The sequence below is a fragment of the Vibrio sp. vnigr-6D03 genome (assembly GCF_002835515.1).
Taxonomy (GTDB): Bacteria; Pseudomonadota; Gammaproteobacteria; order Enterobacterales; family Vibrionaceae; genus Vibrio; species Vibrio penaeicida.
On the sequence record NZ_PIZL01000001.1, the window covers coordinates 172,617 to 197,630 of the forward strand.

Annotated in this window: 30 protein-coding genes; 16 read left to right on the forward strand and 14 right to left on the reverse strand. The window is 43.8% G+C overall.

Annotated elements, in window-relative coordinates:
• Positions 1–39: 39 nt before the first annotated feature.
• On the forward strand, positions 40–678 hold the full coding sequence (locus CW749_RS00720) for a helix-turn-helix transcriptional regulator (protein WP_101109965.1): 639 nt from the start codon (positions 40–42) through the stop codon (positions 676–678).
• 262 nt (positions 679–940) lie between these two features.
• Here CW749_RS00720 and CW749_RS00725 read toward each other — a convergent pair whose 3' ends face one another.
• The gene (locus tag CW749_RS00725; protein ID WP_101109966.1) at positions 941–1,327 is read right to left on the reverse strand and encodes a VOC family protein; all 387 of its coding nucleotides are present in this window, start codon (positions 1,325–1,327) and stop codon (positions 941–943) included.
• Positions 1,328–1,455: 128 nt separating this feature from the next.
• On the opposite strand from CW749_RS00725, the gene CW749_RS00730 reads away from it, so the two are divergent.
• Entirely contained in the window at positions 1,456–2,145 is a 690-nt protein-coding gene (locus tag CW749_RS00730; RefSeq protein ID WP_101109967.1) for an amino acid racemase, read from the forward strand.
• Positions 2,146–2,151: 6 nt separating this feature from the next.
• Here CW749_RS00730 and CW749_RS00735 read toward each other — a convergent pair whose 3' ends face one another.
• Positions 2,152–2,577 (reverse strand): MarR family transcriptional regulator, encoded by a 426-nt coding sequence (locus CW749_RS00735; RefSeq protein WP_101110575.1) that lies wholly within the window; start codon positions 2,575–2,577, stop codon positions 2,152–2,154.
• A 149-nt stretch (positions 2,578–2,726) separates the two neighbouring features.
• Here CW749_RS00735 and CW749_RS00740 point away from each other — a divergent pair, with 149 nt between their 5' ends.
• From CW749_RS00740 to CW749_RS00770, 7 genes are all read left to right on the forward strand, one after another.
• Positions 2,727–2,954: a hexameric tyrosine-coordinated heme protein gene (locus CW749_RS00740; RefSeq protein WP_101109968.1), complete on the forward strand. Its 228-nt coding sequence runs from the start codon at positions 2,727–2,729 to the stop codon at positions 2,952–2,954.
• Positions 2,955–3,627: 673 nt separating this feature from the next.
• A complete protein-coding gene (gene arsB, locus CW749_RS00745; protein WP_101109969.1) occupies positions 3,628–4,650 on the forward strand; it encodes an ACR3 family arsenite efflux transporter in 1,023 nt (340 codons plus the stop codon).
• A 39-nt stretch (positions 4,651–4,689) separates the two neighbouring features.
• A complete protein-coding gene (gene sigZ, locus CW749_RS00750) occupies positions 4,690–5,235 on the forward strand; it encodes an RNA polymerase sigma factor SigZ (protein WP_101109970.1) in 546 nt (181 codons plus the stop codon).
• A gap of 391 nt (positions 5,236–5,626) precedes the next feature.
• Positions 5,627–6,430, forward strand: coding sequence for a glutathione S-transferase family protein (locus CW749_RS00755; RefSeq protein WP_101109971.1), 804 nt, complete (start codon positions 5,627–5,629; stop codon positions 6,428–6,430).
• Between the two features lie 375 nt (positions 6,431–6,805).
• A complete protein-coding gene (locus tag CW749_RS00760; protein WP_237322317.1) occupies positions 6,806–7,720 on the forward strand; it encodes a triacylglycerol lipase in 915 nt (304 codons plus the stop codon).
• A gap of 53 nt (positions 7,721–7,773) precedes the next feature.
• Positions 7,774–8,634: a lipase secretion chaperone gene (locus CW749_RS00765; protein WP_101109973.1), complete on the forward strand. Its 861-nt coding sequence runs from the start codon at positions 7,774–7,776 to the stop codon at positions 8,632–8,634.
• A 164-nt stretch (positions 8,635–8,798) separates the two neighbouring features.
• Positions 8,799–9,107 (forward strand): DUF1289 domain-containing protein, encoded by a 309-nt coding sequence (locus tag CW749_RS00770; RefSeq protein ID WP_101109974.1) that lies wholly within the window; start codon positions 8,799–8,801, stop codon positions 9,105–9,107.
• 57 nt (positions 9,108–9,164) lie between these two features.
• Here CW749_RS00770 and CW749_RS00775 read toward each other — a convergent pair whose 3' ends face one another.
• Both CW749_RS00775 and CW749_RS00780 read right to left on the reverse strand, forming a co-directional pair.
• The gene (locus tag CW749_RS00775) at positions 9,165–9,422 is read right to left on the reverse strand and encodes a hypothetical protein (protein WP_237322268.1); all 258 of its coding nucleotides are present in this window, start codon (positions 9,420–9,422) and stop codon (positions 9,165–9,167) included.
• A 128-nt stretch (positions 9,423–9,550) separates the two neighbouring features.
• Positions 9,551–10,648: an MBL fold metallo-hydrolase gene (locus CW749_RS00780; RefSeq protein WP_101109975.1), complete on the reverse strand. Its 1,098-nt coding sequence runs from the start codon at positions 10,646–10,648 to the stop codon at positions 9,551–9,553.
• Between the two features lie 139 nt (positions 10,649–10,787).
• On the opposite strand from CW749_RS00780, the gene CW749_RS00785 reads away from it, so the two are divergent.
• A complete protein-coding gene (locus tag CW749_RS00785; protein WP_101110577.1) occupies positions 10,788–11,399 on the forward strand; it encodes a TetR/AcrR family transcriptional regulator in 612 nt (203 codons plus the stop codon).
• A 103-nt stretch (positions 11,400–11,502) separates the two neighbouring features.
• On the forward strand, positions 11,503–11,946 hold the full coding sequence (locus tag CW749_RS00790) for a Crp/Fnr family transcriptional regulator (RefSeq protein ID WP_101109976.1): 444 nt from the start codon (positions 11,503–11,505) through the stop codon (positions 11,944–11,946).
• A 10-nt stretch (positions 11,947–11,956) separates the two neighbouring features.
• Here the strand turns inward: CW749_RS00790 and CW749_RS00795 are convergent, their stop codons facing one another.
• Together CW749_RS00795 and CW749_RS00800 are read right to left on the reverse strand one after the other, a co-directional pair.
• The gene (locus tag CW749_RS00795; RefSeq protein WP_101109977.1) at positions 11,957–12,529 is read right to left on the reverse strand and encodes a DUF6151 family protein; all 573 of its coding nucleotides are present in this window, start codon (positions 12,527–12,529) and stop codon (positions 11,957–11,959) included.
• A gap of 268 nt (positions 12,530–12,797) precedes the next feature.
• The gene (locus CW749_RS00800; RefSeq protein WP_101109978.1) at positions 12,798–13,841 is read right to left on the reverse strand and encodes an alkene reductase; all 1,044 of its coding nucleotides are present in this window, start codon (positions 13,839–13,841) and stop codon (positions 12,798–12,800) included.
• Positions 13,842–13,988: 147 nt separating this feature from the next.
• Here CW749_RS00800 and CW749_RS00805 point away from each other — a divergent pair, with 147 nt between their 5' ends.
• Positions 13,989–14,576, forward strand: coding sequence for a TetR/AcrR family transcriptional regulator (locus CW749_RS00805; protein WP_101109979.1), 588 nt, complete (start codon positions 13,989–13,991; stop codon positions 14,574–14,576).
• Positions 14,577–14,653: 77 nt separating this feature from the next.
• Here the strand turns inward: CW749_RS00805 and CW749_RS00810 are convergent, their stop codons facing one another.
• The 6 genes from CW749_RS00810 to puuE form a co-directional block, all read right to left on the reverse strand.
• Positions 14,654–15,106: a cytidine/deoxycytidylate deaminase family protein gene (locus tag CW749_RS00810; protein WP_101109980.1), complete on the reverse strand. Its 453-nt coding sequence runs from the start codon at positions 15,104–15,106 to the stop codon at positions 14,654–14,656.
• A gap of 128 nt (positions 15,107–15,234) precedes the next feature.
• Positions 15,235–16,491 (reverse strand): urate hydroxylase PuuD, encoded by a 1,257-nt coding sequence (locus CW749_RS00815; protein WP_101109981.1) that lies wholly within the window; start codon positions 16,489–16,491, stop codon positions 15,235–15,237.
• A gap of 39 nt (positions 16,492–16,530) precedes the next feature.
• Positions 16,531–17,070, reverse strand: a complete 540-nt coding sequence (locus CW749_RS00820; RefSeq protein WP_101109982.1) for an ureidoglycolate lyase — start codon at positions 17,068–17,070, stop codon at positions 16,531–16,533.
• A gap of 1 nt (position 17,071) precedes the next feature.
• Positions 17,072–18,121, reverse strand: a complete 1,050-nt coding sequence (gene alc / locus CW749_RS00825) for an allantoicase (RefSeq protein WP_101109983.1) — start codon at positions 18,119–18,121, stop codon at positions 17,072–17,074.
• Between the two features lie 25 nt (positions 18,122–18,146).
• Positions 18,147–18,662 carry a 2-oxo-4-hydroxy-4-carboxy-5-ureidoimidazoline decarboxylase gene (gene uraD, locus CW749_RS00830; RefSeq protein ID WP_101109984.1) on the reverse strand — a complete coding sequence of 172 codons (516 nt, stop codon included), beginning with the start codon at positions 18,660–18,662 and terminating at the stop codon, positions 18,147–18,149.
• 11 nt (positions 18,663–18,673) lie between these two features.
• Entirely contained in the window at positions 18,674–19,597 is a 924-nt protein-coding gene (gene puuE, locus CW749_RS00835; protein ID WP_101109985.1) for an allantoinase PuuE, read from the reverse strand.
• Between the two features lie 265 nt (positions 19,598–19,862).
• On the opposite strand from puuE, the gene uraH reads away from it, so the two are divergent.
• A complete protein-coding gene (gene uraH, locus CW749_RS00840) occupies positions 19,863–20,216 on the forward strand; it encodes a hydroxyisourate hydrolase (protein WP_101109986.1) in 354 nt (117 codons plus the stop codon).
• 25 nt (positions 20,217–20,241) lie between these two features.
• Here the strand turns inward: uraH and CW749_RS00845 are convergent, their stop codons facing one another.
• The gene (locus CW749_RS00845; RefSeq protein ID WP_101109987.1) at positions 20,242–20,853 is read right to left on the reverse strand and encodes a TetR/AcrR family transcriptional regulator; all 612 of its coding nucleotides are present in this window, start codon (positions 20,851–20,853) and stop codon (positions 20,242–20,244) included.
• Positions 20,854–21,056: 203 nt separating this feature from the next.
• Between CW749_RS00845 and aceB the strand changes: the two genes are divergently transcribed.
• Complete coding sequence (gene aceB, locus CW749_RS00850; protein ID WP_101109988.1) at positions 21,057–22,655, forward strand: malate synthase A; 1,599 nt, start codon at positions 21,057–21,059, stop codon at positions 22,653–22,655.
• Between the two features lie 133 nt (positions 22,656–22,788).
• Positions 22,789–23,520 carry a GntR family transcriptional regulator gene (locus CW749_RS00855; protein WP_101109989.1) on the forward strand — a complete coding sequence of 244 codons (732 nt, stop codon included), beginning with the start codon at positions 22,789–22,791 and terminating at the stop codon, positions 23,518–23,520.
• Positions 23,521–23,535: 15 nt separating this feature from the next.
• Here CW749_RS00855 and CW749_RS00860 read toward each other — a convergent pair whose 3' ends face one another.
• The gene (locus CW749_RS00860) at positions 23,536–23,889 is read right to left on the reverse strand and encodes a hypothetical protein (protein WP_101109990.1); all 354 of its coding nucleotides are present in this window, start codon (positions 23,887–23,889) and stop codon (positions 23,536–23,538) included.
• 312 nt (positions 23,890–24,201) lie between these two features.
• Between CW749_RS00860 and CW749_RS00865 the strand changes: the two genes are divergently transcribed.
• A complete protein-coding gene (locus CW749_RS00865; RefSeq protein ID WP_101109991.1) occupies positions 24,202–24,897 on the forward strand; it encodes a VC0807 family protein in 696 nt (231 codons plus the stop codon).
• Positions 24,898–25,014: the final 117 nt, after the last annotated feature.

A 25,014-nucleotide genomic window follows, 5' to 3' on the forward strand; every position in this document is an offset into this window, starting at 1 on the left:
GTTAACCTTACTATAGTTCAGTAGACACCCAAATAGCGCATGTATTCTTCCCACATTATAGACACATGGCAATCAAAAGCCGTTGAAAATAAAAGAGCTTTCATCATTCCGGATGGATGTCAGGATGTCATCGTTACGCTCACGGATAATACGCCAGCCCAAATCAATGTCTCTCCTCTTTATACGAATACTGCACCAATCGATATAACCGCGGGAACCGCAATGGTGGGTTTTCGACTTCAGCCAGGATGCAATGTTTCCAACGTTGAAACGGGTAAACTGCTTCAATGCTGGGATTCAAAAGGCCAACTTATTGATAGAATTGAATCAGCAACCACAGTTAACTCAAACGTTGCTGAAGCACTTGAATGCATTCGTAAGGAAATGGGAAGCATTGATCAAATAGCATCATTGCTCGGTGTAAATGTAAGAACGCTGCAAAGAACCATCAAAAAGCACACCGATCAAACACCGCTATTTTGGTTTCGACTAGCCAGAGTTCGCCAGTGTGCCAAAGCGATAATATTGAGCGGAAATTACTCCGACATTGCCTACGATTTTCAATATTCAGACCAAGCTCATATGTGCCGTGAGATTAAAAGCTGGTTAGGTGTTACGCCAACTCAGCTTTTTAATCGAGAAGACATCAAAGCACAGCTTTTTGATGATGGGTATTAGAGTCTGTTAACCTTTCGAGATGAATTTTGCAGCGATTTGTGGGTGATGTAAGCAACGCAGAACTTATTCGGTGTAGTTACTCTACATCAATGAGCGATAACACAGTAGAAATCATCCACAAATTGCTGCCCGAAGGGTTCGGCTCTATGCCTTTTACTCTTTGTTGCAAGCTATTTGCTTAGAATACTAGGCGTCACACCTTGCGCCGCGATTAAAAGGCATAGAACTCGAACAAAATTTAACCGCGAAAGATCAACAGACCCTAGCTCCCAGTCACTGGTGAGCATATTTCAATTAGAAAGCCATTTATGTCATGTACATAAGACGTAGTTTGCCCCCAAGGCATGTGCTCTACAGGCTGAACAAGTTCTGCGCCCGCATCCAAGGCTTGCTGTAGCGACTCCGCGACATCATCCGTTTCAAATGCTATTTCAAAACTGGGGTGTCCTCGCTTGGGCAGTACAGCCCCTTTTCCAAGCTTACTCATCAGGTCAAGCGACGAAAATGACAAGGTCGTAGTGCCCGTATCCAACTCGCCGTAGTCTCCCCCCTCATGGAGCATGGCGCGTGAAAGCCCAAAGGCGCGTTCATAAAACGCCAGTGTTTTTGCCACATTTTCTACATAGAGAATCGTATATTTTAATTTCATTTTCTTTTCCTTCAGGCTTGTTTGAGAACGTTAGATTAATACCTTGTTAGCACGTTTGTATTGAAAATAAACGACACATCCCCATGTCTATTTATAGGCAGGAGACACATCAATGAAGGAGATCGGAAATGAAGAGCATTGGAATTGTTGGTTGCTCAGCAGAAGGCGCTGCGCTCTGCTATACAACGATTTGTAGCGAAAGCATTGCCAAATTGGGGCATTATCAACATCCAGATATCGCGATGCACACCCCTTCTCTATCTTTATATGTTAATGCTCTGAATCAAGGGTCGAAGAAACACATTGCCGACCTTATGTTAACTTCCGTTGAAAAGCTCAAGGCCGCTGGCGCTGATTTTGTTATTTGCCCGGACAATACCATTCACCAAGCTTTCGATTTGGTAGAGCAATCCTCATCACTTCCTTGGTTACATATTGCGGATGTGGTGTCTAAATACGCCAAACATCGAAGCTACCGTAAAGTTGGCGTTTTAGGCACGCAATGGCTAACCGAAAGCGATGTCTACCCAAATAGTATGCGAAGCGTAGATATAGACGTGGTATTGCCCAATGCATTGCAGCGAAAAGAGATTGGCCGTTTAATCATGGATGAACTGGTACTTGGTCATACTCCAAGCCATGTCACCGAATATTTGCTTAAGGTGATTGAAGAATTTAAATCTCTGGGTTGTGAAGCCGTTGTTTTGGGTTGCACCGAGCTTCCCATTGTACTGAGCGACGAAAACTCCCCGCTCCCAATATTAGATTCCACTCGGCTTTTAGCACGGGCAGCAATTGAATACGCCTGTATCGATTAGCAAGTTTTATTCGTTTGTTTGTATTCTGACCTTCTTACACAGCTGGATCATAGAATTTGCCTCTTCCTGAGTTAACCCGGTTGAGCAAAAAACCTTATCTGTAATGTCGGAGCTATTTTGAGAAAGCTCCCTCCCTAAATCCGTTAGTACAATGGATTTTTGGCGTTCATTATTCGCAAGCTGCTCCCGACGAATAAGGTTTTTCTCTTCCATTCGTTTCAACAGCGGCGTCATGGTTGCCTTGCTGAGTTCTGTTGTCTTCGCTAGCTGACTAATTGAAATCTCATCTTCTTTCCACAATGCCATCAGCACCACAAATTGCGTATAGGTCAAACCATGAGGTTCTAGTAATTCCCTATACGTTGATGTCAGCTTATTGGATGTTGAATATAGAGCAAAACACAGCTGTCGATCTAATTCTGCTACTGCCACCCGATTCTCCAAGTTTTCATTCGTAACCATCATTATACGCATGCACACTATCATAGACAAAATATTCGTAAGCTTATTATTAGTTGACATACTGTTCGCACACTAACAATATAGTGAGCGAGAAAAATGAATACAAAAAGGAAGAAGTGATGAGTGATAAATGGTTAGCGACATTAAAAACGAGTACGCCTGAAGATGGCTACCAACTTGCAATAAAAATGTCGAGGATGGGGGTTAAGTACACGCAACCGTCCGAAGAAGTAAGAGAAAAGATCCGACCTATCTACGCTGACAATGCCGAGAACTTAATCGCCGCCTCTCAAGTTATTGCAATAAACTTTCAAACGGTTGCCGCTGCAAATAACTACTGGGCTTAATGCGTATGCGGTATTCAAAGTAACAGGCAATAAAAAACCCCAGAGCTCGATATCGAAGTCTGGGGTTTATTTCTCTTCTAATCTCATTTCACTTTTCTTCTAAACTCATATGAGCGTCAAAACACCGATGACTGATATGAGTGAAAACAGTACGGTTCGGCTGATCACGCCAAAATGTGAATGTTGGATCATTTCTTGATGCTGCATTTTCCCACCCATTTAAATATTACAAGATGATTTCAATGTAATTACAATATCGTTATTTTGCAAATGTACTAATACCGATGAGACCCGCATGAGCAGACCTCTATTGCCCAAAAATCCTTATTGCTTATAGACTCACGCTAACTTATTAAAAATTATTAATCTTTTATGACAAGGGAGAAGAAATACACCTTCAAGGCAGATCTCCTTTCAAAATACCGAAAAATACAAACTTATCGTCAAGTAGCATACGACATCATCACGTCATCATTTAAAGTTTGACAAGCAATATGATAAGCATAATATATGGATATACATATATGCAATTTTAACGAATGAGTAGATGACATACTGATGCATATTGAGATGTCCCCAGACACCATCAAATTGTCATTTAGTTCGTCTAACGTAAGCCTGCGTAGTAAAACGCAAATGCGCGTCTGTTTTATCTAAAGAAGAGTGATTCACCATGGGAATTTTCGAGAGATTTTTAAGTGTTTGGGTTGGTCTAGGAATGATTCTGGGCATAGTGAGTGGGTACCTATTCCCAGAGCTTTTCTCGTATCTAGCCGCTATGCAGTATGCACAAATTAATATGGTTATTGCTGTTCTCATTTGGCTAATGATCTACCCAATGATGATGCAAATCGATTTCACATCAGTCAAAAGTGTTCATAAAAGACCAAAAGGGTTGTTGATCACCATTGTCATTAACTGGTTAATCAAACCTTTTACTATGGCGTTGCTTGCCGTTGTTTTCATGCGCTATGTCTTCGGGAGCTGGATTGTTTCGGATTTAGCAGAACAATACATCGCAGGTATGATTTTGCTTGGCGTCGCCCCCTGCACAGCCATGGTTTTTGTGTGGAGCCAACTTACCAAGGGGGATGCGAATTACACCATTGTCCAAGTCGCGATTAACGACATCATTATGGTCGTCGCTTTCGCACCGATTGCAGCTCTTCTTCTGGGCATGACAGACATAACGGTGCCATGGGACACACTTCTGCTTTCTGTGTCTCTCTTCGTCATTGTGCCATTGGTCGCGGGGGCAATGACCCGAAAAGTGCTCAATGACCCAACCAAAGTAGATAAGCTTGGCAAAGCCATTAAACCTTTATCAATTTTAGGTTTAGTCGGCACCGTTGTTTTACTGTTTGGTTTTCAAGCGAACACCATTTTAAGTAATCCAGTAGACATCCTATTCATTTCTGTTCCGTTACTCATTCAAACGTATCTTATCTTTGCTCTCGCGTATTATTGGATGAAGAAGACACGTCAGCCACACTGTGTTGCAGCGCCAGGTGCAATGATTGGAGCATCAAACTTTTTTGAGTTGGCTGTTGCCGTTGCCATCAGCTTGTTTGGCGTTCATTCGGGGGCAGCATTAGCCACTATCGTGGGTGTATTGGTCGAAGTGCCCGTTATGCTCTCTTTAGTTGCATTTGCGAACAGAACAAAAAATGACTTTGAGCCCGTTCAAGAAAGCTAGAAGCCGTTAGCCTTAAGCACTCAAAATGTGAATACTGAAATGAAGAATATAGAAACGATTTGGCACGAATATCAGCAGGGGTTAAAAGCCTTTTTGCATTCCAGAGTACCTAACCCTGATGATGTCGATGACATCTTGCAGGATGTGCTGATTAAAACACATGAGAATTTGGATAAAGTCCAAAACTGGGACAGCTTAAAGTCTTGGTTATTTCAAATTGCCAATAATGCCATCATGGATTTCTACCGCCGCTCAAAGCGCCAGTCAGCAATAGAAGAAAAAGACCTTTGGTATGAGCAAGATACAGATCAAATGCAAAAAGAGTTCTCTAAGTGCTTGTTACCATTTATACAAAATTTACCCGAGCAAAGTGCCCAATTAATTTGGGCGGTGGACATTGAGCAAGAATCTCAAAAAGCGGTCGCTCTTTCTCAAAACATCAGTTATTCCACATTAAAGTCACGAGTATCGAAAGCACGCCAAGAACTCAGGAAACAATTTGAAGATTGCTGTCACCTCACCTTGAACAAACAAGGGGGTCTAATCGATTGTGATTCAAAATCAAAAGGTTGTAAGAGTTGCTAGGATCTGTTGACCTAATTTAATTTTCTAAAAAATCGTCTTTTTTTCGTCTTTTCTGAAACCTGTTCGTCATATACCCAAGTGACTCCAAGATGCAGGATTCAGAGCTCTATCTTCTGTTCCAGTTCAAGGAAAAGAACGCAGTGGAATGACGAGTCCTTTCCCAGTTCTTTGACGATGAAATGGGACAGAAGATAGGCTCCCATGGGCGAGTTTAACTGACTTTCATGCTGCGTTACCGATTCTTGATTTAGAATGACTAGATCTTCATATCGGTGCCTTGCCTAAAAGCCAGTTAATTCTCGCTGAACCCAGCATCTTGGGGTTACTTGGGTATTGTTATACAAACAAGTTTAGGGTCTCTCGACCCACTAATCAGAAAAGAGTCAACAATATGAAAATTATTAGCTTTACTATTTGCCCGTTTGTTCAACGTGTTACCGCGCTTTTAGAAGCGAAAAAATTACCGTATGAGATCGAATACATCAGCTTAAAAGACAAGCCAGACTGGTTTCTAGAACTATCTCCTAATGGGCAAGTCCCTTTGCTGGTTACAGATTCAGGCCAAGCGCTGTTTGAGTCTGATGCGATAGCAGAGTACATCGACGATATCGAGGCACCATTGCAACCAGCATTAACACCAGAACAAAAAGCCATTAACCGCGCATGGAGCTACCAAGCAACAAAACACTACCTGACTCAATGCGGCACAATGAGAAGCAAAGACGAATCAACACTGCAAGAACGTGGTGCAAAACTCATTTCGGTGTTTGAAAAAGCCGAGAAGTTTCTATCTGCTGAGAAAGCATTATCTGACGGTGCATTTTTCAATGGCAAAGAGTTAAGTAACGTAGACATCGCATGGTTGCCCCTGTTGCACCGTGCCGACATTGTGAAACAACATACGCGCTTTGACTTTTTGAGTGGTCTGCCACGAGTACAAAAATGGCAAAAAGCGCTTATGGAAACGGGGTTAGCAGAAAAGTCTGTCGCTGATGACTTCCTGAACAAGTTCACTCAGTTTTATCTCTCTGATGAAACAGAGTTAGGTAAAAAAGTATGCTGTAACCCAAATGAAGACTGTTGCGAAGACAAAGGAGCAGAATGTTGCACGCAAGACAGCGATTGCTGCCAAGCCCAACCCGCTTTCAGTATTAAGAAAGCAGAGTGCACGTCTTCAACATCAAACTGCTGCTAAGAGTGTCACGCTGCTAGCCACCTATAAATGCTAATCTGAGTTCACATTCTCAACCTACTGGTGATGTTTCAAACACAACATTGCCAGTAGGTTTTTATTTTTTAGCTCAATTTTTCCTATCTTCGAACACGCATCATTGGCGAACATCTACCCAATTACGTTTAAGTAAGTCGATAACTCACTGTTATAAATTTATTTTTGTATTGTCACTCTCATTGAAATATTCCGACTTCTACTCGCCAAAAATTTAGTCTCGTTCACAGTTCTCATTTTTAAAACAAACTTTCATTAACAATTTGTATACATTTTATTAACTCATCCGAGGTCTAACTTGTAGAGGAAAACGAAGTGAAAAGGATACTCACAATCGCTCTATTGCTCTCCGCTAGCGCATTCAGTTGGGCTGGTGCTAGCGCCGGAGGGGCAACCCAATCCGGTTATACACAAACTCACTACCCTATCGTCCTTGTACATGGCTTGTTTGGATTCGACAGACTGGCGGGGGTCGATTACTTCTTCGGCGTCCCTCAAGCGTTGACCAAAAGTGGCGCAAAGGTTTATGTCGCACAGGTTTCTGCAACGAACAGTTCAGAAGCACGAGGCGAACAACTCTTGTCGCAGGTAGAAGCTATTCTGGCTGTAACTGGCGCACAAAAAGTGAACTTGATCGGGCATAGCCACGGCAGCCCTACCTCACGTTATGTAGCCTCTGTTCGCCCCGATATGGTGGCTTCTGTCACCAGTGTTGGTGGCGTCAATAAGGGCTCGACTATTGCTGATATTGTCAGAGGAACAGTACCATCGGGCTCTATTTCGGAAGCGCTGGCAGTGAAAATTACTAGAGGGCTTTCTGGTCTAATTAGTGCATTGTCTGGCGGAACATCGCTGCCACAAGACCCATTAGGTTCTTTGGCATCGCTTACCACTAAAGGCTCTTTGAAATTCAATAGGCATTACCCTGAAGGCGTACCCACTTCGCGCTGTGGCCAAGGTGCAAAACGCGCAAGTAACGGCGTTTATTACTATTCGTGGAGTGGTACCTCAACAGTAACCAATGTATTGGATCCATCCGATGCGGTTTTAGGTGTATTGGGGTTAGCGTTTAGCGAACCTAACGATGGGCTAGTCGGACGCTGCAGCAGCCGCTTGGGCATGGTTATTAGAGATAACTATAGGATGAACCACTTAGATGAAGTTAACGGTTTGCTGGGTATTCATCACCTCTTTGAAACCGATCCTGTTACTGTATATAGGCAACAAGCGAACAGATTGAAAAATCAAGGGCTGTAACTCGTACTCTTGATAAGAAGAAAGTAAACGCTAATGCAAAAAGGTACTTAATTATGAAAAAGATCGCCTTATTCATCGCAATAATAATCGCCTCGGGGAGTCTGGCGGCGGTCTTTTTTCTTTCTCAAGATATAGGAGAGGGTAACGATGCAGTAAACAAGAAATTTGGCTCACTTCAAGGTACTGACGTTGATCAAGAATCATCCCGTAAAGTAATAGATTACTTCTTGGCGACAATGGGAGAGCAGCCATTAGAAGAGATAAAACAAAGCAGTACTGAATTTTCAACGTTAGACCCAAGTACCCAAGTGAACAGCGATTCATTTGATCAATTTATTGCTTACAAACAAGCCCTCAGCCAGTTGGAGCCTTTGGAATTTGAGCAACTAAATTACGATGCATTACTTGCGATTCACCAGCAGGTTTTAGAAGTTCAAAACAGCTTGTTTAGTGAAGAGAAACAACAAGATTACTTTGCCGACGAAAACCTCATTCGCGAAATAGCACTAGAGAAATTGAAACTGCGAAAACAAGCTTCAAGTGAAGCCGATTTCCAACGTCAATGGGAGCAATACCTTGCCAGCCAACCCGATTATATCCAACGAAGCGAAAAAAATGCTGCCTTGGTACAACGATTAAATACACTTGATGGCTATTCCGACCAAAAAAAGCACTTAGCGCGAGTTGAATTGGTTGGGGAAGAAGCCGCTGACCGATTGGCAAAGTTAGACTCTCAAAGAGCTCAGTTCGACAAAAGAATGAAGGATTATCTTGCCAAGCGCGACGCCATTAACAGCAAACCCAGCAACGAATCAGAAAAACAACAATCGATAGCCTCGCTCAGAAACCAAACGTTCTCCGAAACAGAAATTCGACGTGTGGAAGCACTAGAAAGAATACACGACGATAAATAGCCCTTTCCTCTCTATTTAGCCTGCCCCTGACCAAGCATTGCATTACTTACACAGGTTAAACAACCGAATCGACCTCGCACCAAACCAACGCTCGGTATATAATCGCGGCGTGAGTAAATAATCAATAGCCTAGATCATAAAAATAAAGCCCTGAGCATACAAAAATGAAGTCACCATGTATCGCAGCCTGCAAAAATAACGCTGGAATTTGCAGCGGCTGTTTAAGAACAATCGATGAAATTATTGGTTGGAAAGATAAATCAGAAAAACAACGATCGGATGTGACGGATAAGCTGTCTGGTCAGCAAACCACACACGAGTGTGCTCAGTGTGGCAGCTCTACATTTTGTGAAATCAGTGCTGGTGGTTCACACTGTTGGTGTTTCGATATAGAGAAAAGAGACACCAGTGGGTTAACAAAAACAGGCACTTGCCTATGTAGAAAGTGCCTGTCTGAATTACCGATTGAATAGACTTCAGTTCGCGATAAAATTATGACTAGAAAGATGTTCTATAGTTCATAGCTGATACTATTTAGGCCGGTCTTCTGGGTTAAGTGAGTACCACGCTTCTAACAAAGACTCACCATAGACGATCTCAGTTTGCATGTGGTATGCCAAGACACTCAAAATTACGACGGCAAATACCACGTTAAACCAGAATGTTACACGCTTTCGTGTTTGTTCTTCGTACACGGCTAATTGTAAACCTACGAGCACAAATGGGTAACCGAACAATAACGCTAGAAACCACCCTAAGTAACTCGAAATCGCCATCTGGTCCATCATAATAACCTCCTTGTTTTTCAATGGATGCGTTAGCAATGCTTATACCCAGCGCCTCAAGACGCTTGGGTACACATACGCAACAAGGATACTATTTTGGTAAAACCTAATTAAGACTCAATAGACCAAAATTAATTGAAACTTAATGTGTTTTTCGCCACTTCACCTTCATCCCAGTGTTTTTCTGCTTCTACTTCTCGCCACCAATGCGGCGTGGTCGGTACGTTATCTAGCGCAATCTCTTGTCCGAATTTTGGTGTTAGAAGCGTCACATTATTTTGCGTTGCCAAGTCTAATACACGTTCAAACGGTTCGTACCAATCATGGAGTGACAGATCAAAGGTGCCATTGTGGATGGGCATCATATAGTGACCTTTCAAATCTAGGTGAGCTTGCATGCTCCCTTCTGGCATCATATGGATATCGCTCCAAAGTTCGTTATACGCACCCGTTTCAACCATGGTGACATCAAACGGTCCGTACTTCTCACCGATCTGTTTAAAGCCGTTGAAGTACCCACTGTCTCCACTAAAGAATAGATTGTGTGTTTCACTTTGAATCACCCAACTCGCCCACAGTGTTTTATCGCGGTCAAACAACCCTCTTCCTGAAAAGTGTTGTGATGGCGTTGCCACAAATTTAATGCCTTCAACGGTGTATTCATCCCACCAGTCCATTTCAATCACTTTATCTGGGCTAACTCCCCATTCAATCATTCTCTGACCCACTTTTAGAGGAGCCAGAAAACGCTTTACCTTACTGTCTAACAGTTTGATCGCGTCTTTGTCTAAGTGATCGTAATGGTCATGGCTTATCACAACCACTTCAATTTCAGGTAAGTCTTCACCACTAATAGGGCTTTCGTGGAAGCGCTTAGGACCAGCCCATTGCACTGGTGAAGCACGTTCGCTTAACACTGGGTCGGTTAAAATCAACTTGCCATTTAACCTCATCAAAATAGTCGAGTGACCCAGCCTGTACATAGCGTCATGCGATGCACTAAGCTGCTCTGGTGTTACTGGTAATACCGGAATTTCTGTAGACGGTGTAGGCGTAATTCGATTCGCTTTTACATACGCTTTGGTGATTTGCCAAATGTTCGAAGAATCCGTTTCATAGCGAGTATCCGTATTTACAAATTTTCCATCTTCGTTACTCGACGACATGATTGTAATGCCAGCAGTTGCCATAACTATTACCCCTATAACTAATAAGATTCTACGTTTCATATTGAAATACCAAACACATAAAACAAAAGTAAACTACACGGTGCAGTTTACTAACGAAGATTTAAAAAGTAAACTGATCAGTGTAAAATAATTTCAATTCCCACTTTCGTACGACATAAGCATGATCGAGAAGAAAGACATGGCTGAAAAAAAGAAGACTCGCAGTGAGATAAAACGGGCAGCGATATTAGAAGCTGCCACAAGCGCATTCAAAGAATTTGGTGTTCAATCCACCAGCATGGACAAACTCGCCCAGATTGCAGGAGTATCGAAACGCACTGTCTATAACCACTTTGCATCTAAAGAAGCATTGGTGATGCATTTGGTGTCGGATCTTTGGCAAAGAGCTATGGTCGATATCGAAGTCCAATACCAATCAGATAAGCCTTTGAAAAAGCAATTGGTCGAGCTGCTCAATATGGAATTAGAATTCATCGGATCACGAGAATATTTAGATTTGGCTCGCGTTGCCTTTGGGCATCTATTCTACAACTCTGAAGAACTACAAAAAGAAATCGAAAAGATTTCAGCTCAGGAAACAGCCATTCATCGCTGGATAAAATCCGCCGTTGAAGACGAGCGTCTTAAGCCTCTGGATGTCGAATTCGCTAATAGCCAGCTTCATAGCCTCATTAAAGGAAGTGGGTTTTGGCCTCAATTGATGGGCATGAAAAGCGAACTGTCTGAGGAAGAAATGCAAATCATTGCGGAAGAGTCTGCTGAAATGTTTGTTTGTCGCTATCAGATATAGAAATAAGACAAGGTACCCAAAGTAACAAAAACATCAATATCACAGGAAATTTCAGCCTTATGTGTCACACTTAGGTTAGCCCTTACACAAGCATGGAGCGACTATGGGTGACACATTCTTGCTGCACTGCCCACACTTTTGTGGCTTACCTCAACCAACACAATCTAAGATTTATGCCCTAGCCCAACATCGGCATTTGACTACCGGTGAACTTTTGTTGGCTTCAGGAAATCGTTGGCTCACTGTGATTTGGGTTAAGAGTGGAACATTACGGCTATTCACCAGAGATAAGAACAAGGACGAACACAATATTGCCTTTTTTTCTGACGAGGATTTTTTGTGGCCCGTTACTGAATCGCTCCGCAATCAACCCTCGCCTTTCAATATGGAAACCATGACGCCGACCGAGTTATGGGTTTGGTCTTATGCCGATTTCAGAGAGCAGTTTGGCTATGAAGATGAATGGCAAGCCTTTTACTTGCCGTGGGTAGAAGCGTTCCAGTGCGCTAAGTCACGTGGAGCTAAGTCACATGATGCAAGCCGCTAAACTAATTCAACTAGTTCAACACAGTAGGCTTTACTATGGCTTTCGAATCACCATCAAAAAGCACGTTGGGGTGCCCTTTCTTGGTTAATTTCCATCCCAACATTTTTCGGATACAACGAATCAAAATTCTCTTCTCTCCCTTCATTCCCACAAGCTCAGATGAAGGATCGCCCAATGCGCTTTTTATATTTACACCGCCCAATATCGGTCCGGCTTTTTGATTTATGTTTTCGTTGTCGTCAATAAACGTTTCAAGAATACCGATGAACGGAATGGTTTCTGGTTTGAGTGTATTACCCATCATTGTGTTACAGCAGGTGGTATACCACCGATATAAGCCTTTGCGAGATAAACGCAAACAAGCGACATGCTCCTGACCGGATTCCAATTCAAAATGGTTTAAAGGCACTTGAATTAAATTGACACCGCCTGTCGAGGTCAATTCTTCTTCTCTATCCATCTCTAACGCAAATTGTCGGCAATCCGCACAATAGCAAATCAAGCGGTTACCTAGCTTCGGGGTAATATGATTAATTTTCCCTGTCACTTTGCCACATTGACACGACAGTTTTAATGTTTCCATTGGTTGCCCTTCCTAGCCTACTAACGGATATCTACCATTTTCAAGATAGTCAATATATCCCCAAGTTGCGGAAAATTCTGAGGTTTGGATTCTAGATCCTAAAAATAGGACGACTAGAGAGCATCAAAAATATGTTCATCGCATTTTTCTCATAATGCTTAAAAGAGCCGATAAAAAAGAACCGTTTGCAGGAAAGCAAACGGCTCTTGGAATCATTAGAAAAATGACTCTAATAGAAAGCTTTTACAGTTAGCGCTAATAGATAACTTTAATAAAGAGTACTCAGCATTTCTTCTGAATACGCTTTCAGCGATTCTCCACTTTCCACACGCTCCACATAATCTGGGTTGGCAATGAATGGGCGACCAATTGCTACTAGATCAAACTTCCCAGCTTTAATAGCAGCACTGCCCGATTCCGCACTGTAGCTACCATTTCCTACCAACGTTTTGCCGTAGTGTTTTCTTAAATAAGCTGTTGGCGTTCCATCCAAATAATCAAACTCTGTGCTGTCATCAAAAATCCCAATATGTAGGTAAGCAATATCACGCTTATCTAGCTCTGCAAGGAAGTAATCAAACACAGCGCGATCTCGTGGATCACTGTCGATATTAAAGTACGCCGCAGGAGAAACGCGCAGCGCCGTTCTGTCTTCACCAATTCGGGCTGAAATCGCATCCACTACAGCCAGTGGAAAACGCGCCATGTTTTCAGCGTTACCGCCAAACTCATCTTCTCGCGTGTTGCTAGAATAGTGTAAGAATTGATCGATCAAGTAGCCATTTGCGCCATGAATCTCCACTCCATCAAATCCAGCATCAATCGCATTCGAAGCGGCTTGAGCAAAATCCTCTACAAGCTGTCTGATCTCATCTTTACTGGCTGGTTTAGGAACAACATACGAAAGCTCGCGCATTCTAGGCACTGTGCCTTCTACAGCAATTGCTGAAGGCGCGAGAACATGCTCACCACCCCAAAAATACGGATGCGCGACTCTGCCAGTGTGCCAAAGCTGAACGAAAATTTTGCCGCCCTTTGCATGAACTGCATCGGTTACTTTGCGCCAACCCTGAATTTGCTCTGGCGTGTAAATTCCAGGTGTATTCGGGTAGCCCTGACCATCTGGTCGAATAATTGTTGCTTCTGAAATAATCAAACCCGACTTTGCACGCCTTGCGTAATATTCCACCATGGCGTCGGTTGGGACTAATTCGTCGTCTGCCATACAACGAGTTAGCGGTGCCATCAAGATATGGTTTTGTAAGGTAATCGTGCTATTTAGTTGAAACGATTCGAATAATTTCTCGGTCATTGTTCTGTCCTTTCTTGAATACGCGTTCAAGTTAGCCTTTCTTGAACATTCATTCAAGTACTTTCTTGAACAATTGTTCAAGTATTTTTTGAATGATTGTTCAAAGTCAATTAGAATGCGCCTATTACGTTTTTAATGAGAACTAAGATGCGCAGTGCAGAATTCGATCGTGAGGAAGTATTACGATCGGCAATGGAAGTCTTTATTTCTAAGGGCTACGCCAAAACCAGTATGCAAGACTTAAAAAGTGCCACGGGGCTGCATCCGGGGTCTATTTATTGCGCATTTACTAACAAGCGTGGATTGCTGCTGGCCGCACTGGATCAATACGGTGTCGAGAGCCAAACATCTTTTGAAACACACTTTGAAGGGCAAAGCTCGACACTAAACGCGTTGAAAGGATATTTGGCTTCGGTCGTTGATGAATGTGAACGCGAAGAAATCAAAGATTGCTTACTACAAAAATCGCTCAGCGAACTTTCTCAGCAAGATGAAGAAGTAGAAAACGTTATCTCAGGTTTAATGGGCAAATGGCGATACGCTATTAAGTTGAAACTCGAACAGGCTCAAAAGCAAGGTGAAATTGCTGATGAAAGAGACTGCAACGAAATAGCGGAGTTTTTGGTGATGGGCATTTACGGCATTCGTACCTTTTCCCACACTAATCCACCAAAAGGTACCTTGACTCGTTTAGCCGACCAACTGTTTGACTATGTTCGGAAAGAATCACCGTAAAAATCACGATACAAAAAATGCGGCTTCATGAGCCGCATTTTTTTCTGTTGAGAATATTTTAGCCAGTTAAGAATCTTTTAGTCTTTTAAATTCAGGTCATTAAGCGGTAACCAGTCCACTTCGACCCCAGCTTCTTCAAACATTCCTTGGCTGACCTGAATTTTGTCGCCCCAACGCGAAAGAAAATCTTCCGTTTGTTCCGGGCAATGTACTGCTTTAATGCCCGTTTGAATGATCTTTGCGGCGCAGTTAGGACACGGAAAATGTGTCACCCAAATTTCACAATTGTCCAAATCTCGTTTTGCAAATAGAATCGCGTTTTCTTCGGCGTGAAGTGTTTTCAAATACTTCATGTCGCGCTCATCGGTTCCTGCACTGTCTGAAATACCATGTGGGTAACCATTAAAGCCAACTGAAACAATTCGGTTATGCTTTGTTATCACAGCGCCGACTTGCGTTGACGGATCTTTACTCCAAGACCCCACCAGCTCCGCCATTTGGAAAAAACGCTGCGCCCATTTAGAAATCATTCCACTCCCTCACTTGAATAAATATGAATATATTCAAGTAATATAGCATCTTGCCGACGCTTGGCTACTGCCTAACCCTGCTATATCACTGAAGTAAAGTAAATTTAGCCGAGAAAACTCAGTAAACCCTAGTGAATTTGAGCCCCCTTTGAAGCCCAATCGCCAATCAGGGTGCGTTCTTCATCCGTCATTTGAGTCAAGTTACCTATCGGCATCACTTGTGTCGTAACAGTTTGCGCCACAATACGGTCAACATTATTTTGGATCTCTGTGGGCGTATCCAATATCACTCCTGCTGGTGCCGTTTGAAACGCCACGTGTGTCGGATTAGCCGAGTGGCACACCGTACAGCGCTCTCGTATCACGGAGTGTACCTTGGTGAACATTGTCTCTTTTACTTTCACGGGATTAGCCGCCAATTGCTCTGCAGCAGCGGGCTGTTCTTTCGTAGCAGATGACTCTATCGAAGCAGATTGCGTAGAAACTGGCTTACTAACTGGCGATGTTACAAACGCTAACGTGATCATCCCAACTGCCGCAGCAGGCAGAGTCCACGCAAACTTTTGACTTCCATGACGAGTGTTAAAGTAGTGACGAACCAAGATACTGAATGCCGCAAGCCCTGCTAAAATCAGCCAATTCCAGCTGGAACCATAAGTACTAGGAAAATGATTGCTGATCATGATGAACAGCACTGGCAGCGTGAGGTAGTTATTGTGACGTGAGCGAAGAAGCCCTTTCGCAGGTAAGCTGGGATCAGGAGTTTCGCCTTTCTCTACAGCGCTTACTAAATTACGTTGCGCTGGCATGATGATTCGAAATACGTTGCCCGCCATGATGGTGCCTATTATCGCCCCAACATGAATGTAGGCACCGCGTCCGCTGAACACCTGCGTTAATCCGTAAGCTGATGCCACCAGCAAAACGAAGATGATGATACCGAGCAACAACGGTTTTTGCCCCAAGGGTGAATCACACAAAACGTCGTAAACAAACCAACCAGCCACAAGTGCGCCCACACCGATGCCAATGGCTTGCATGGAACTGAGCCCCGAACCGGGCGCAATCAAATAAATTTCGGCGTTTAGGTAGTACACAATCGCGAGGAGAAGTACGCCCGTTATCCACGTAAAATACGCTTCCCATTTAAACCAATGCAGTTTTTCCGGCATTTGTGGAGGCGCTAATTTGTATTTTTCTAGGTGGTAAATCCCCCCGCCGTGGATCGCCCATAAATCGCCAGCTAACCCCGTTTTGGGGTTGATTCTGTTGAGGTTATTTTCAAGCCAAACAAAATAGAAAGAAGCACCAATCCATGCGATGCCTACAATCATGTGAACCCAGCGAATCACTAAGTTCAGCCACTCTGTTACATGTGGATCCATCTCACACTCCTTTGTGGTCGGTAGTCATTTAGTCGCGAGTTACTTCGGTAATATTCCGGAAGAAAGCGATAACGTTCGAATGTCGGATTCAGGGAAAAAGTACTCATCGCAGTTATCCCCCTCCCCACTTCGGTCGACCACCAAAAATTGATCATCTGAGTTCAGCGCTAAGACTGGGTGATGCCATATATCTTTATGATAGTTCACCCCTTGTTTGCCATTGCTGATAAATGCTCTGATGGCTGTTGGATCGGGTTTCTCAGCGAAAGGGGCAACAACGATTAAAAACGGGTGCCTAAGCAAAGGCATAAACGCTTGCGACCCTAAAGGGTGTCTTTCTAGCATTCTGATCTGCAAAGGGTAATCGAGTGGGGTGGCTTCAAAAATACTGATAATGGTATTTCCACCAGCGGTTTCTGTGTCTGCCTTTGCTAACTGGTGAAACCGCTTGGTAGAGCCATTATTGATAAAGAAAAACTCGCGATTATCGGCTTCAATCACATCACCAAAAGGGGCAAAGGCTTCTTTTGAAAGCACCTCGATTTTGAGTTCATTCGCTGCTTTTGTTGTGCTCAACATATCAATCACTTTCAACCACATGAGACAAGCCAGCCGAGCTTTGACCCGTTGTAAGCTGGCATGATGTTCCCACTTTTGTCCCAATCACTCTCAACCTGCTCACCCCTCCATCCGGAAAAATATTGAGACGAATATGCGTGACGGGTCCAATTGGGTTAACTTGCGACTCAAACTCATGAATGGCATCCGCACTGAGTTTTTGTGAAGGTAACAACTCGCGCCAAAAAAGGCTTTGCGTTTCGATTTGCTCGTCAGTTCCCCCTTTAACGAAGGCCGCCTGAATAGAGCACGTATCGGGGTAGTTACCTTTGAAGTGCGCGGTATCCACGACAATTTTTTCAACATTTCCCGCATGACCTAACGCCACAATCACCCAATCATTACCTGGCGTTCTTCGTCTGGCGGTTTCCCAACCGTCTCCCATATTCTCGCCACGACCGGGCCCCAATAAATTGCTTTTGTTACCGTAATGCTCATCGCTGCAAGATAGTGCTCTTGCTCCGTAGGCAACCGAAGCCAAATCAATACTTTGTAGTACGTCTATCTGGTTCCAGTCCACCGCAGGCAAACCGTACACTCTAAGACGTGCGATGCCACCATCTGGGAAAATGTTCAAACGGACATGGGTGAAATTGCTGCCAGCTTCGATAGGAAACAGATGTTGCTGATCGCCTTGCAGCCCGACAGAAGTCAGAATCTCAGCCCAATAGGTGTGCTCGTCTGGATCGCCAATCGGGCAATAGCATGCTTCAATGGATGCGGAAGGCGGATAGTTTCCCGTAAAGAAACGTGTATCAATGTCTACCGCTGAAATCTCGCCCGCTATTGCAAGCCGGATCACGCAGTAATCGTGCCCTTCTTCTCTTTTTCGACGGCTCTCCCAGCCATCCATCCACTTCCCGTTGTCGTCGTACAACCCTTCTTTCCAAACAGGCTCTTGTCGCTGGATTAGCCGGCTCTTATCTGCGAAAAAATCATCGGTAGCGTAAATCGCTTTCGCCCCTAACTTCTCATCCGCTAAGTTGACAAAATTACTGATATTTAAGGGCATATCCCTATCCCTCCTTTGGTAAACGCTACATCTCTAATAATCTGAATAGCGCTATTTTGTTGATTTCATTCAATGCTGTTGAAAACTCAGTCTCCACAGCGTTGTCTAGTCGATGTTCAAACGCATCTAAAATCTGAAAGCGGTTTGCTCCTTTAACCGCCATGATGAAAGGAAATTCAAATTTCTCTTTGTATCGTTGATTGAAGTCGTTAAACATTTCAAATTCTTCGGCGGTACATTGGTCGATACCTGCACCAGCTTGTTCTGATGTGGAGGCTTGCGTCAGTTCGCCATTGATTGCCGCTTTGCCTGCCAAATCTGGGTGAGCCAAAATCAGTGTTAGCTGAGAGTCTTTATCAGCCCTTAATAGAACCGCTGCCATTTTCATATGTAAGCTTTCTACGTGATCATCCGCAGGGGTAATGCCCTGCTTATAGGTTTCCTCTGCCACCCAAGAGCTGTGTTCATAAATATCGGCAAAAGCGTGTATGAAACCGTCTTTTGAAAGCAAAGAAGGTTTACAGGTTTTAAAAAGCGCCATGGAACGTCCTGTTATTTATGCGATTCCACAAAAGGATGCTGTTGATGCCAATGCTTGGCGATATCGACTCGCCGGCAAAGCCAAACATCCGAGTGTTGCTGAACGTACTCAAGAAAACGCTTCAGCGAAGCAATGCGCCCGGGTTTGCCAATAAGACGGCAATGCAGCCCCACCGACATCATTTTGGGGGCGGTGTCCCCTTCTTCATACAAGGTATCGAACGTGTCCTTCAAATATTGGAAGAACTGCTCACCGCTATTGAATCCTTGTGGGGTAGCAAACCGCATGTCGTTGACATCTAACGTGTATGGAATCACCAATTGCGGCTTTTCTCCTTCGGTATGCCAATAGGGTAAATCGTCGTCGTAAGCATCGGAGTCGTATAAGAATCCGCCTTCTTCTGCCACTAACTTTCGCGTATTTGGGCTTGTTCGCCCCGTATACCACCCCAGTGGTCTTTCGCCAGTTAAGTTTTTAATGATCGATATGGCTTTGAGCATATCTGCTTGTTCTAACTCGGGTGCCATATTTTGGTAATCGATCCAACGATAGCCATGGCTGCACACTTCATGCCCTGCATCCACAAACGCTCTTGCGACATCAGGGTGCCGTTCTAGCGCCATCGCAACGGCAAATACCGTGAGTGGGAGCTGGTGCTGCTCAAACAACTTTAATACACGCCAAACCCCAGCACGGCTCCCGTATTCGTAAATGGATTCCATGCTAATGTGACGTTGCCCTTCGATGGGCTGCGCAGCCGGGATTTCGGAAAGAAACGCTTCCGATTCACCATCCCCATGCAGCACACAGCGTTCTCCCCCTTCTTCATAATTGAGGACAAAGGACAAAGCCAGTTTCGCCCCGTTGGGCCATTTCGGATCGGGAGGGCACGCACCATAGCCAATCAAATCCCTTGGGTAAGCATCATCATTCACTGGCGATTCGCCTCCTACCACTTTTCTCGATTTCTAAACATCGCTATATAATTGTATACAATTCACTGATAAAAAAGTAAAGAGTACATTTCTTCATCACTTATTTTGAGAATAGCAGCTATATTTGAAGAGGTTAGATGGATTTATCCGCAATTCTGAGCTTTCTCAATCTGCGTGAGTTCACGAAATGACAAAATCCTCGCTGAAGATTGGCACCAATTCGCCTTTAATAGGCGCTATATTGTGTACAAAAAGGAAATTGTAGATGGGTAAATTAACAACGCATATTCTGGACACCACACACGGGACGCCCGCAAAACACGTTCAGATAGATCTATACCGAAGAGTGGAAAATGGGTCTGAGTTAATCAAATCTGTCCAAACCAATAGTGATGGAAGAACCGACTTACCCATGTTAGATGGAGAAGCCTTTCAAAGCGGAAAATACGAATTGGTTTTTCAAGTTGCTCAGTATTATCAAGATCAAGGCATCGAACTTGGCGATACCCCTTTTTTAGATGATGTGGTCATTCGGTTTGGGTTAAACGACGAAGACAGCCACTACCACGTACCGCTATTGGTGTCGCCTTTTGGCTACTCTACGTATCGCGGAAGTTAATTGTTCTCGGTGATGTTTTTTAGGATTACGATGAGCGGATTCCACACCCTTTAATCACCATTTGGGCGATAAACGCAGCCGCCTGCTCGAAGTCTTTTTCCTCTAATTCAGGCTTGTCCATCACAGTACAAATCTGCCAACTGAAATCGGCATAAGTTTGGGTGGACGCCCACAACATGAACATCAAGTGTTGAGGCGATACTTCATCCATCAGCCCGTTTTCGCTCCAAGAAGAAAACTTTTCAACCATATCTCGCGATTGTTGCAATAACTTCTCAGAGACTTCTTTTGGCAGCATTCTTCCACCACTCATCACTTCATTTGCAAACACTTTAGAAGCGTTCGGGTGATCCCGAGAAATACTGAGCTTGGTATGAATGTATTGCGTGAGCGCTTCAACTGGATCATCCAGTTCTTCTAACGGCTTAGACGCTTCCAACAAAGGCTTGGTAATGGTGTTCAGCACAGCGTCGTACAGCTTTTCTTTATTACTAAAATAGTAAAACACGTTCGCTTTTGGCACCTCTGCCGCTTTCGCAATATCGATTATTTTAGTGGCTTCATACCCTTTTTGAGCAAAACAAGCACCCGCTACCGAGATAATAAGATCGTGATTTTTTTTACGAATTCTAGACATGAAAAAGCTAAGTAAAAAGAAAAGTAAGTGCTTGATTGTACCACAGCAATTTGGCCACAAATAAGCGAATCACAGCCCAATTCACAGTCTCGCAACCGCATAATTGCGGTAATTTTGTGCAAAAACGCTTTGCTTCCTGATTCAAAATGCCATATAAAAAATACATTATTGTATACAATCAATAAAACATTAGGGAGTTTGTCATGGAAAGGAATTCGCAAGCGAAGCTCACCGTCACGGGTGATTTAACAAAATCAGGGTATCAGGAGATATTTTCTAAAGAGGCTTTGGACTTGTTAGAAAACCTTGCCGCTAAGTTTGAAACCCGACGTAAGCAACTGCTGGATGAGCGAGCTCAAAAACAAACCCTATTCGATGCAGGCCAACTCCCAGGGTATCGCGACGATACTCGCCAAATCAGGGAAGATAAAAGCTGGCGAGTAGCGCCCATTCCCCCTTCCCTTCAAGACAGACGTGTTGAAATTACAGGTCCTATTGACCGAAAAATGGTGATCAATGCGCTGAATTCTGGGGCAAAGGTATTCATGTGCTGCTTTGAAGATGCTTCGTCCCCCACTTGGGACAACATGGTTCAGGGGCAAATCAACTTGAGAGACGCCAACAATGGCAGCATTGCGTTTGAAGACCTTCGTAAAAATAAACATTACACATTAAATAGCGATCCCGCGTTGCTCATCGCCAGACCACGAGGCATTCATTTACCAGAGGGAAACATTCAGCTCAATGGTGAACCCATTGGTGGGTGCTTAATGGACTTTGCTTTGTACTGCTTCCATAACCTAGAATCGCGACGCGCAAATGGTGAAGGCGTTTACTATTACATTCCCAAACTTGAAAGTATGGAAGAAGCGCAGTGGTGGGATGATGTATTCAGCGAAACCGAGCAGTATTTAGGGGTACCAACGGGCACCATTAAAGCGACGATACTTGTGGAGACATTGCCTGCGGTTTTCCAAATGGATGAAATCCTCTACGCCATGCGTGACCATATTGTGGCAATGAACTGCGGAAGATGGGATTACATTTTCAGCTACATTAAAACCTTAAAAAATCACCAAGACCGTATTTTACCCGACAGGCACAGCGTGGGCATGGATAAACCGTTTCTTGAAGCTTACAGCAAGCAGCTTATACACACTTGCCACCAACGCGGCGCACTTGCCATGGGAGGAATGTCGGCATTTATCCCAAGTAAAGACCCTGCTGAAATGGAGCAAGTGGCGAGCAAAGTTATCGCAGATAAATCCCGTGAAGCCCAAAACGGGCACGATGGTACTTGGGTCGCCCACCCCGCTTTAGTGGATATCGCCCTCAATGTGTTTAACGAACATTTAAAAGGGGCGACGAACCAGTTCAATTTTATGCCTGACGTTAGCCACATTAGCGAAGCGACATTACTTGAATCTTGTGAAGGTCCTAAAAACGAAGAAGGGGTGCGTAAAAACATTCGCATTGCGCTGTACTACATGGAAGCGTGGATCCGTGGTGAAGGCTGCGTACCCATCTACGGTTTAATGGAAGATGCCGCGACAGCAGAAATCTCTCGTGCCAGTATTTGGCAGTGGATTCATCATGGTATTACGCTTGATGATGGCAGTGCATTTACTGCCGCCATTTTCAAAGATTGGCTACAGCAAGAACTTGCGACTATCGAAAGTGAAATTGGCAGCGACACATACCAGCAACGCCGCTTCCCAGAAACCGCAGAGCTCTTTTATCGGCTCTCGACTGACAAGCAGTTTGCTACATTCTTAACCTTACCGAGCTACCATTTGCTGTAACCTATGCCATGCAACAGTGCTGTGACACTCACAGCACCTTCTTGCTCGTTGTCTTATCCTACACCTAGCACCCTAAGCCAATTTGGGTATACAATAAAAAATACAAAGAGTTGTTACACTCCGATAGGACATCATGGCGAGTTTGAAAAACAGCAATTCCGATCCAATTAAAACCAAAGTACCCGGTCTGACTCAGGACGACGTGGTATACGGCCATATTTTTGATGCCATCCTAGAGCAAAGATTGCCCCCTTCCACCAAATTAAGTGAAGAAGCGCTAGCCGATATTTTTGGCGTCAGCCGCACCATCATACGTAGAGCACTTCACCGCTTATCGATAGAACAAGTCGTGGACATTCGCCCTAACCGTGGTGCTATGGTAGCCGCGCCAAGTAAAGAAGAAGCTAAGCAAATCATAAAAGCGCGAGAAGTATTGGAAATCGCCATTACTGAATTAGCGGTAGACAATGCAACCAAAGCGCAAATAGAAGAATGCCGAGCGCTGGTCGTTCAAGAAAACGAAGCGTTTAAAAATGGAGATTACGGTCGAGGCTTGCGACTTTCTGGCGAGTTTCACATCAAGCTGGCGGAAATGGCAGACAACTCTCCCATGCTGGCGTTTCAACGAAGCTTGGTTTCGCAATCGTCACTGCTGATTGCCCAATTCGAGAGCAATAACCATTCTAATTGCTCTCAAGACGAACACATGTGCCTGTTGGATGCCATAGAAAGCCAAAACCAAAAACAAGCACTGAAGTTAATGAAAGAACACCTTCACCACATTCGCTCGAAGCTGAACCTAGACGGACAAGTAAAATCGAACGATTTGCATGTGGTGTTTTCAGACGTGATTAAGAAGAAATAGCTCAACACCCAATCCTTACTGGGTGGCTTGAGTTTCTTTTTGTATTTCCTGCTTCAACCGTTTAATACGTGTTTCTTTGTAGCCAAAAATGCCTAACATTACGACGGTGACACCCACACACATATTCAGTTGAAGTGGCGAATACACATGAAAGTTTGTCGCCAAAAAATACAACATCATCGCCATCAATAGAACCTGAATAACCCAACGAGGCTTATCATTAAAATCGAACTGCTGGGTCTCGGGTACGTACTTCACTTGCACTCTTCCAACTAAGAAACCCAGATTGATCAGCACACTCTCTTTGTCTAGAGGTTTAAAATCGATATGGTTTAGCGCCAGATATTTTTCAAGACCTTTCAGATCCATTCTGTTGTTCCTTTTGATACTTCTAACTGAATTAAGACCGAGCCGATAATAACAGAATAGGATTCAAGGGCAGACTATTGAAGTTAAGATATGTTGGGTTTGATGTTACTAAGTGTGATTTGGGGTACTAACCAATAGTGCTCACGCTAGTTATCTTTTAAGACTAAATTTTGTTCAAAAACTCAAAAGAGGTCGATCTATTTCATAAGTCGTTACAGAACTCGCGATTTAACCCTTTACATCTGATGCCAAGCGTAGAACACTGCCCTTCGAAGTTAATAGTACCCGATAAAGTAGAGTCAGTAAGAGATTATGAGTAACACGGCACCGAAAAAGTCGAACCCCCTATTCGAGATCCTCTTTAACGTTATCATTCCTTCCTTCATTTTAATGAAGTTTAGTGGCGATGAGCACCTAGGAACAGCCATGGCGCTTGTCGTCGCGTTGATGTTCCCCATCGTTTACGGTGGTATGGATCTTATCCGCAACAAGAAGTTCAACTTCATATCGGCACTTGGCTTTGTCAGTATATTGCTGACAGGTGGTATTGGCTTATTAGAGCTCGATACGCGCTGGTTAGCGTTTAAAGAAGCCTTGATTCCGGGCTTGATTGGCTTAGGCGTTTTGGGCTCCACCTTTACGCGTTACCCATTCATGCAGAAGATGATTCTAAACGACAGCTTGTTTAACCTTTCTTTGATTCATGAGCGTTTAAAAGAGAAAGGCAAGTCAGAAGCATTCGAGCGCTGCTTAGTATCGTCGAATTACCTGTTCGCCAGCACCTTTGCCTTTTCTTCCGCAATGAACTATTTCCTAGCGACTTGGATTGTCACAAGCCCAGCTGGCACCGCGGAATTTAATGAAGAGTTGGGTAAGCTAACGCTTTACAGCTACCCTGCCATTGCAGTGCCAAGCATGCTTATGATGTTTGGTATTTTCTACTATGTATGGCGCCAAATCCGTGCAATGACCGATTTAGAGACCGAGCAGATTTTTCACGCCAAGTGATGTTGGAATGCTAAACCGTTAAATTCCGTGAGTTAAAATACAGATAAATTGAAATCGCCCTCAACAACGTTGAGGGCGATTTTTTTGGTTTCGTGGAATACATGGGACTAAATTGGT

Bases quoted from the DNA above. Each gene is read 5' to 3' on its own strand.
- uraH (WP_101109986.1), top strand. From the start codon at position 19,863: ATGGGTAAATTAACAACGCATATTCTGGACACCACACACGGGACGCCC.
- sigZ (WP_101109970.1), top strand. From the start codon at position 4,690: ATGAAGAATATAGAAACGATTTGGCACGAATATCAGCAGGGGTTAAAA.
- CW749_RS00845 (WP_101109987.1), bottom strand. From the start codon at position 20,853: ATGTCTAGAATTCGTAAAAAAAATCACGATCTTATTATCTCGGTAGCG.
- CW749_RS00820 (WP_101109982.1), bottom strand. From the start codon at position 17,070: ATGTTGAGCACAACAAAAGCAGCGAATGAACTCAAAATCGAGGTGCTT.
- arsB (WP_101109969.1), top strand. From the start codon at position 3,628: ATGGGAATTTTCGAGAGATTTTTAAGTGTTTGGGTTGGTCTAGGAATG.
- CW749_RS00785 (WP_101110577.1), top strand. From the start codon at position 10,788: ATGGCTGAAAAAAAGAAGACTCGCAGTGAGATAAAACGGGCAGCGATA.
- aceB (WP_101109988.1), top strand. From the start codon at position 21,057: ATGGAAAGGAATTCGCAAGCGAAGCTCACCGTCACGGGTGATTTAACA.
- CW749_RS00860 (WP_101109990.1), bottom strand. From the start codon at position 23,889: ATGGATCTGAAAGGTCTTGAAAAATATCTGGCGCTAAACCATATCGAT.
- CW749_RS00775 (WP_237322268.1), bottom strand. From the start codon at position 9,422: ATGATGGACCAGATGGCGATTTCGAGTTACTTAGGGTGGTTTCTAGCG.
- CW749_RS00725 (WP_101109966.1), bottom strand. From the start codon at position 1,327: ATGAAATTAAAATATACGATTCTCTATGTAGAAAATGTGGCAAAAACA.
- CW749_RS00740 (WP_101109968.1), top strand. From the start codon at position 2,727: ATGAGTGATAAATGGTTAGCGACATTAAAAACGAGTACGCCTGAAGAT.
- CW749_RS00795 (WP_101109977.1), bottom strand. From the start codon at position 12,529: ATGGAAACATTAAAACTGTCGTGTCAATGTGGCAAAGTGACAGGGAAA.
- CW749_RS00770 (WP_101109974.1), top strand. From the start codon at position 8,799: ATGAAGTCACCATGTATCGCAGCCTGCAAAAATAACGCTGGAATTTGC.
- CW749_RS00800 (WP_101109978.1), bottom strand. From the start codon at position 13,841: ATGACCGAGAAATTATTCGAATCGTTTCAACTAAATAGCACGATTACC.
- alc (WP_101109983.1), bottom strand. From the start codon at position 18,121: ATGCCCTTAAATATCAGTAATTTTGTCAACTTAGCGGATGAGAAGTTA.
- CW749_RS00780 (WP_101109975.1), bottom strand. From the start codon at position 10,648: ATGAAACGTAGAATCTTATTAGTTATAGGGGTAATAGTTATGGCAACT.
- CW749_RS00765 (WP_101109973.1), top strand. From the start codon at position 7,774: ATGAAAAAGATCGCCTTATTCATCGCAATAATAATCGCCTCGGGGAGT.
- CW749_RS00855 (WP_101109989.1), top strand. From the start codon at position 22,789: ATGGCGAGTTTGAAAAACAGCAATTCCGATCCAATTAAAACCAAAGTA.
- CW749_RS00790 (WP_101109976.1), top strand. From the start codon at position 11,503: ATGGGTGACACATTCTTGCTGCACTGCCCACACTTTTGTGGCTTACCT.
- CW749_RS00810 (WP_101109980.1), bottom strand. From the start codon at position 15,106: ATGATTTCTAAATGGGCGCAGCGTTTTTTCCAAATGGCGGAGCTGGTG.
- uraD (WP_101109984.1), bottom strand. From the start codon at position 18,662: ATGGCGCTTTTTAAAACCTGTAAACCTTCTTTGCTTTCAAAAGACGGT.
- CW749_RS00805 (WP_101109979.1), top strand. From the start codon at position 13,989: ATGCGCAGTGCAGAATTCGATCGTGAGGAAGTATTACGATCGGCAATG.
- CW749_RS00720 (WP_101109965.1), top strand. From the start codon at position 40: ATGTATTCTTCCCACATTATAGACACATGGCAATCAAAAGCCGTTGAA.
- CW749_RS00815 (WP_101109981.1), bottom strand. From the start codon at position 16,491: ATGGATCCACATGTAACAGAGTGGCTGAACTTAGTGATTCGCTGGGTT.
- CW749_RS00865 (WP_101109991.1), top strand. From the start codon at position 24,202: ATGAGTAACACGGCACCGAAAAAGTCGAACCCCCTATTCGAGATCCTC.
- CW749_RS00730 (WP_101109967.1), top strand. From the start codon at position 1,456: ATGAAGAGCATTGGAATTGTTGGTTGCTCAGCAGAAGGCGCTGCGCTC.
- CW749_RS00755 (WP_101109971.1), top strand. From the start codon at position 5,627: ATGAAAATTATTAGCTTTACTATTTGCCCGTTTGTTCAACGTGTTACC.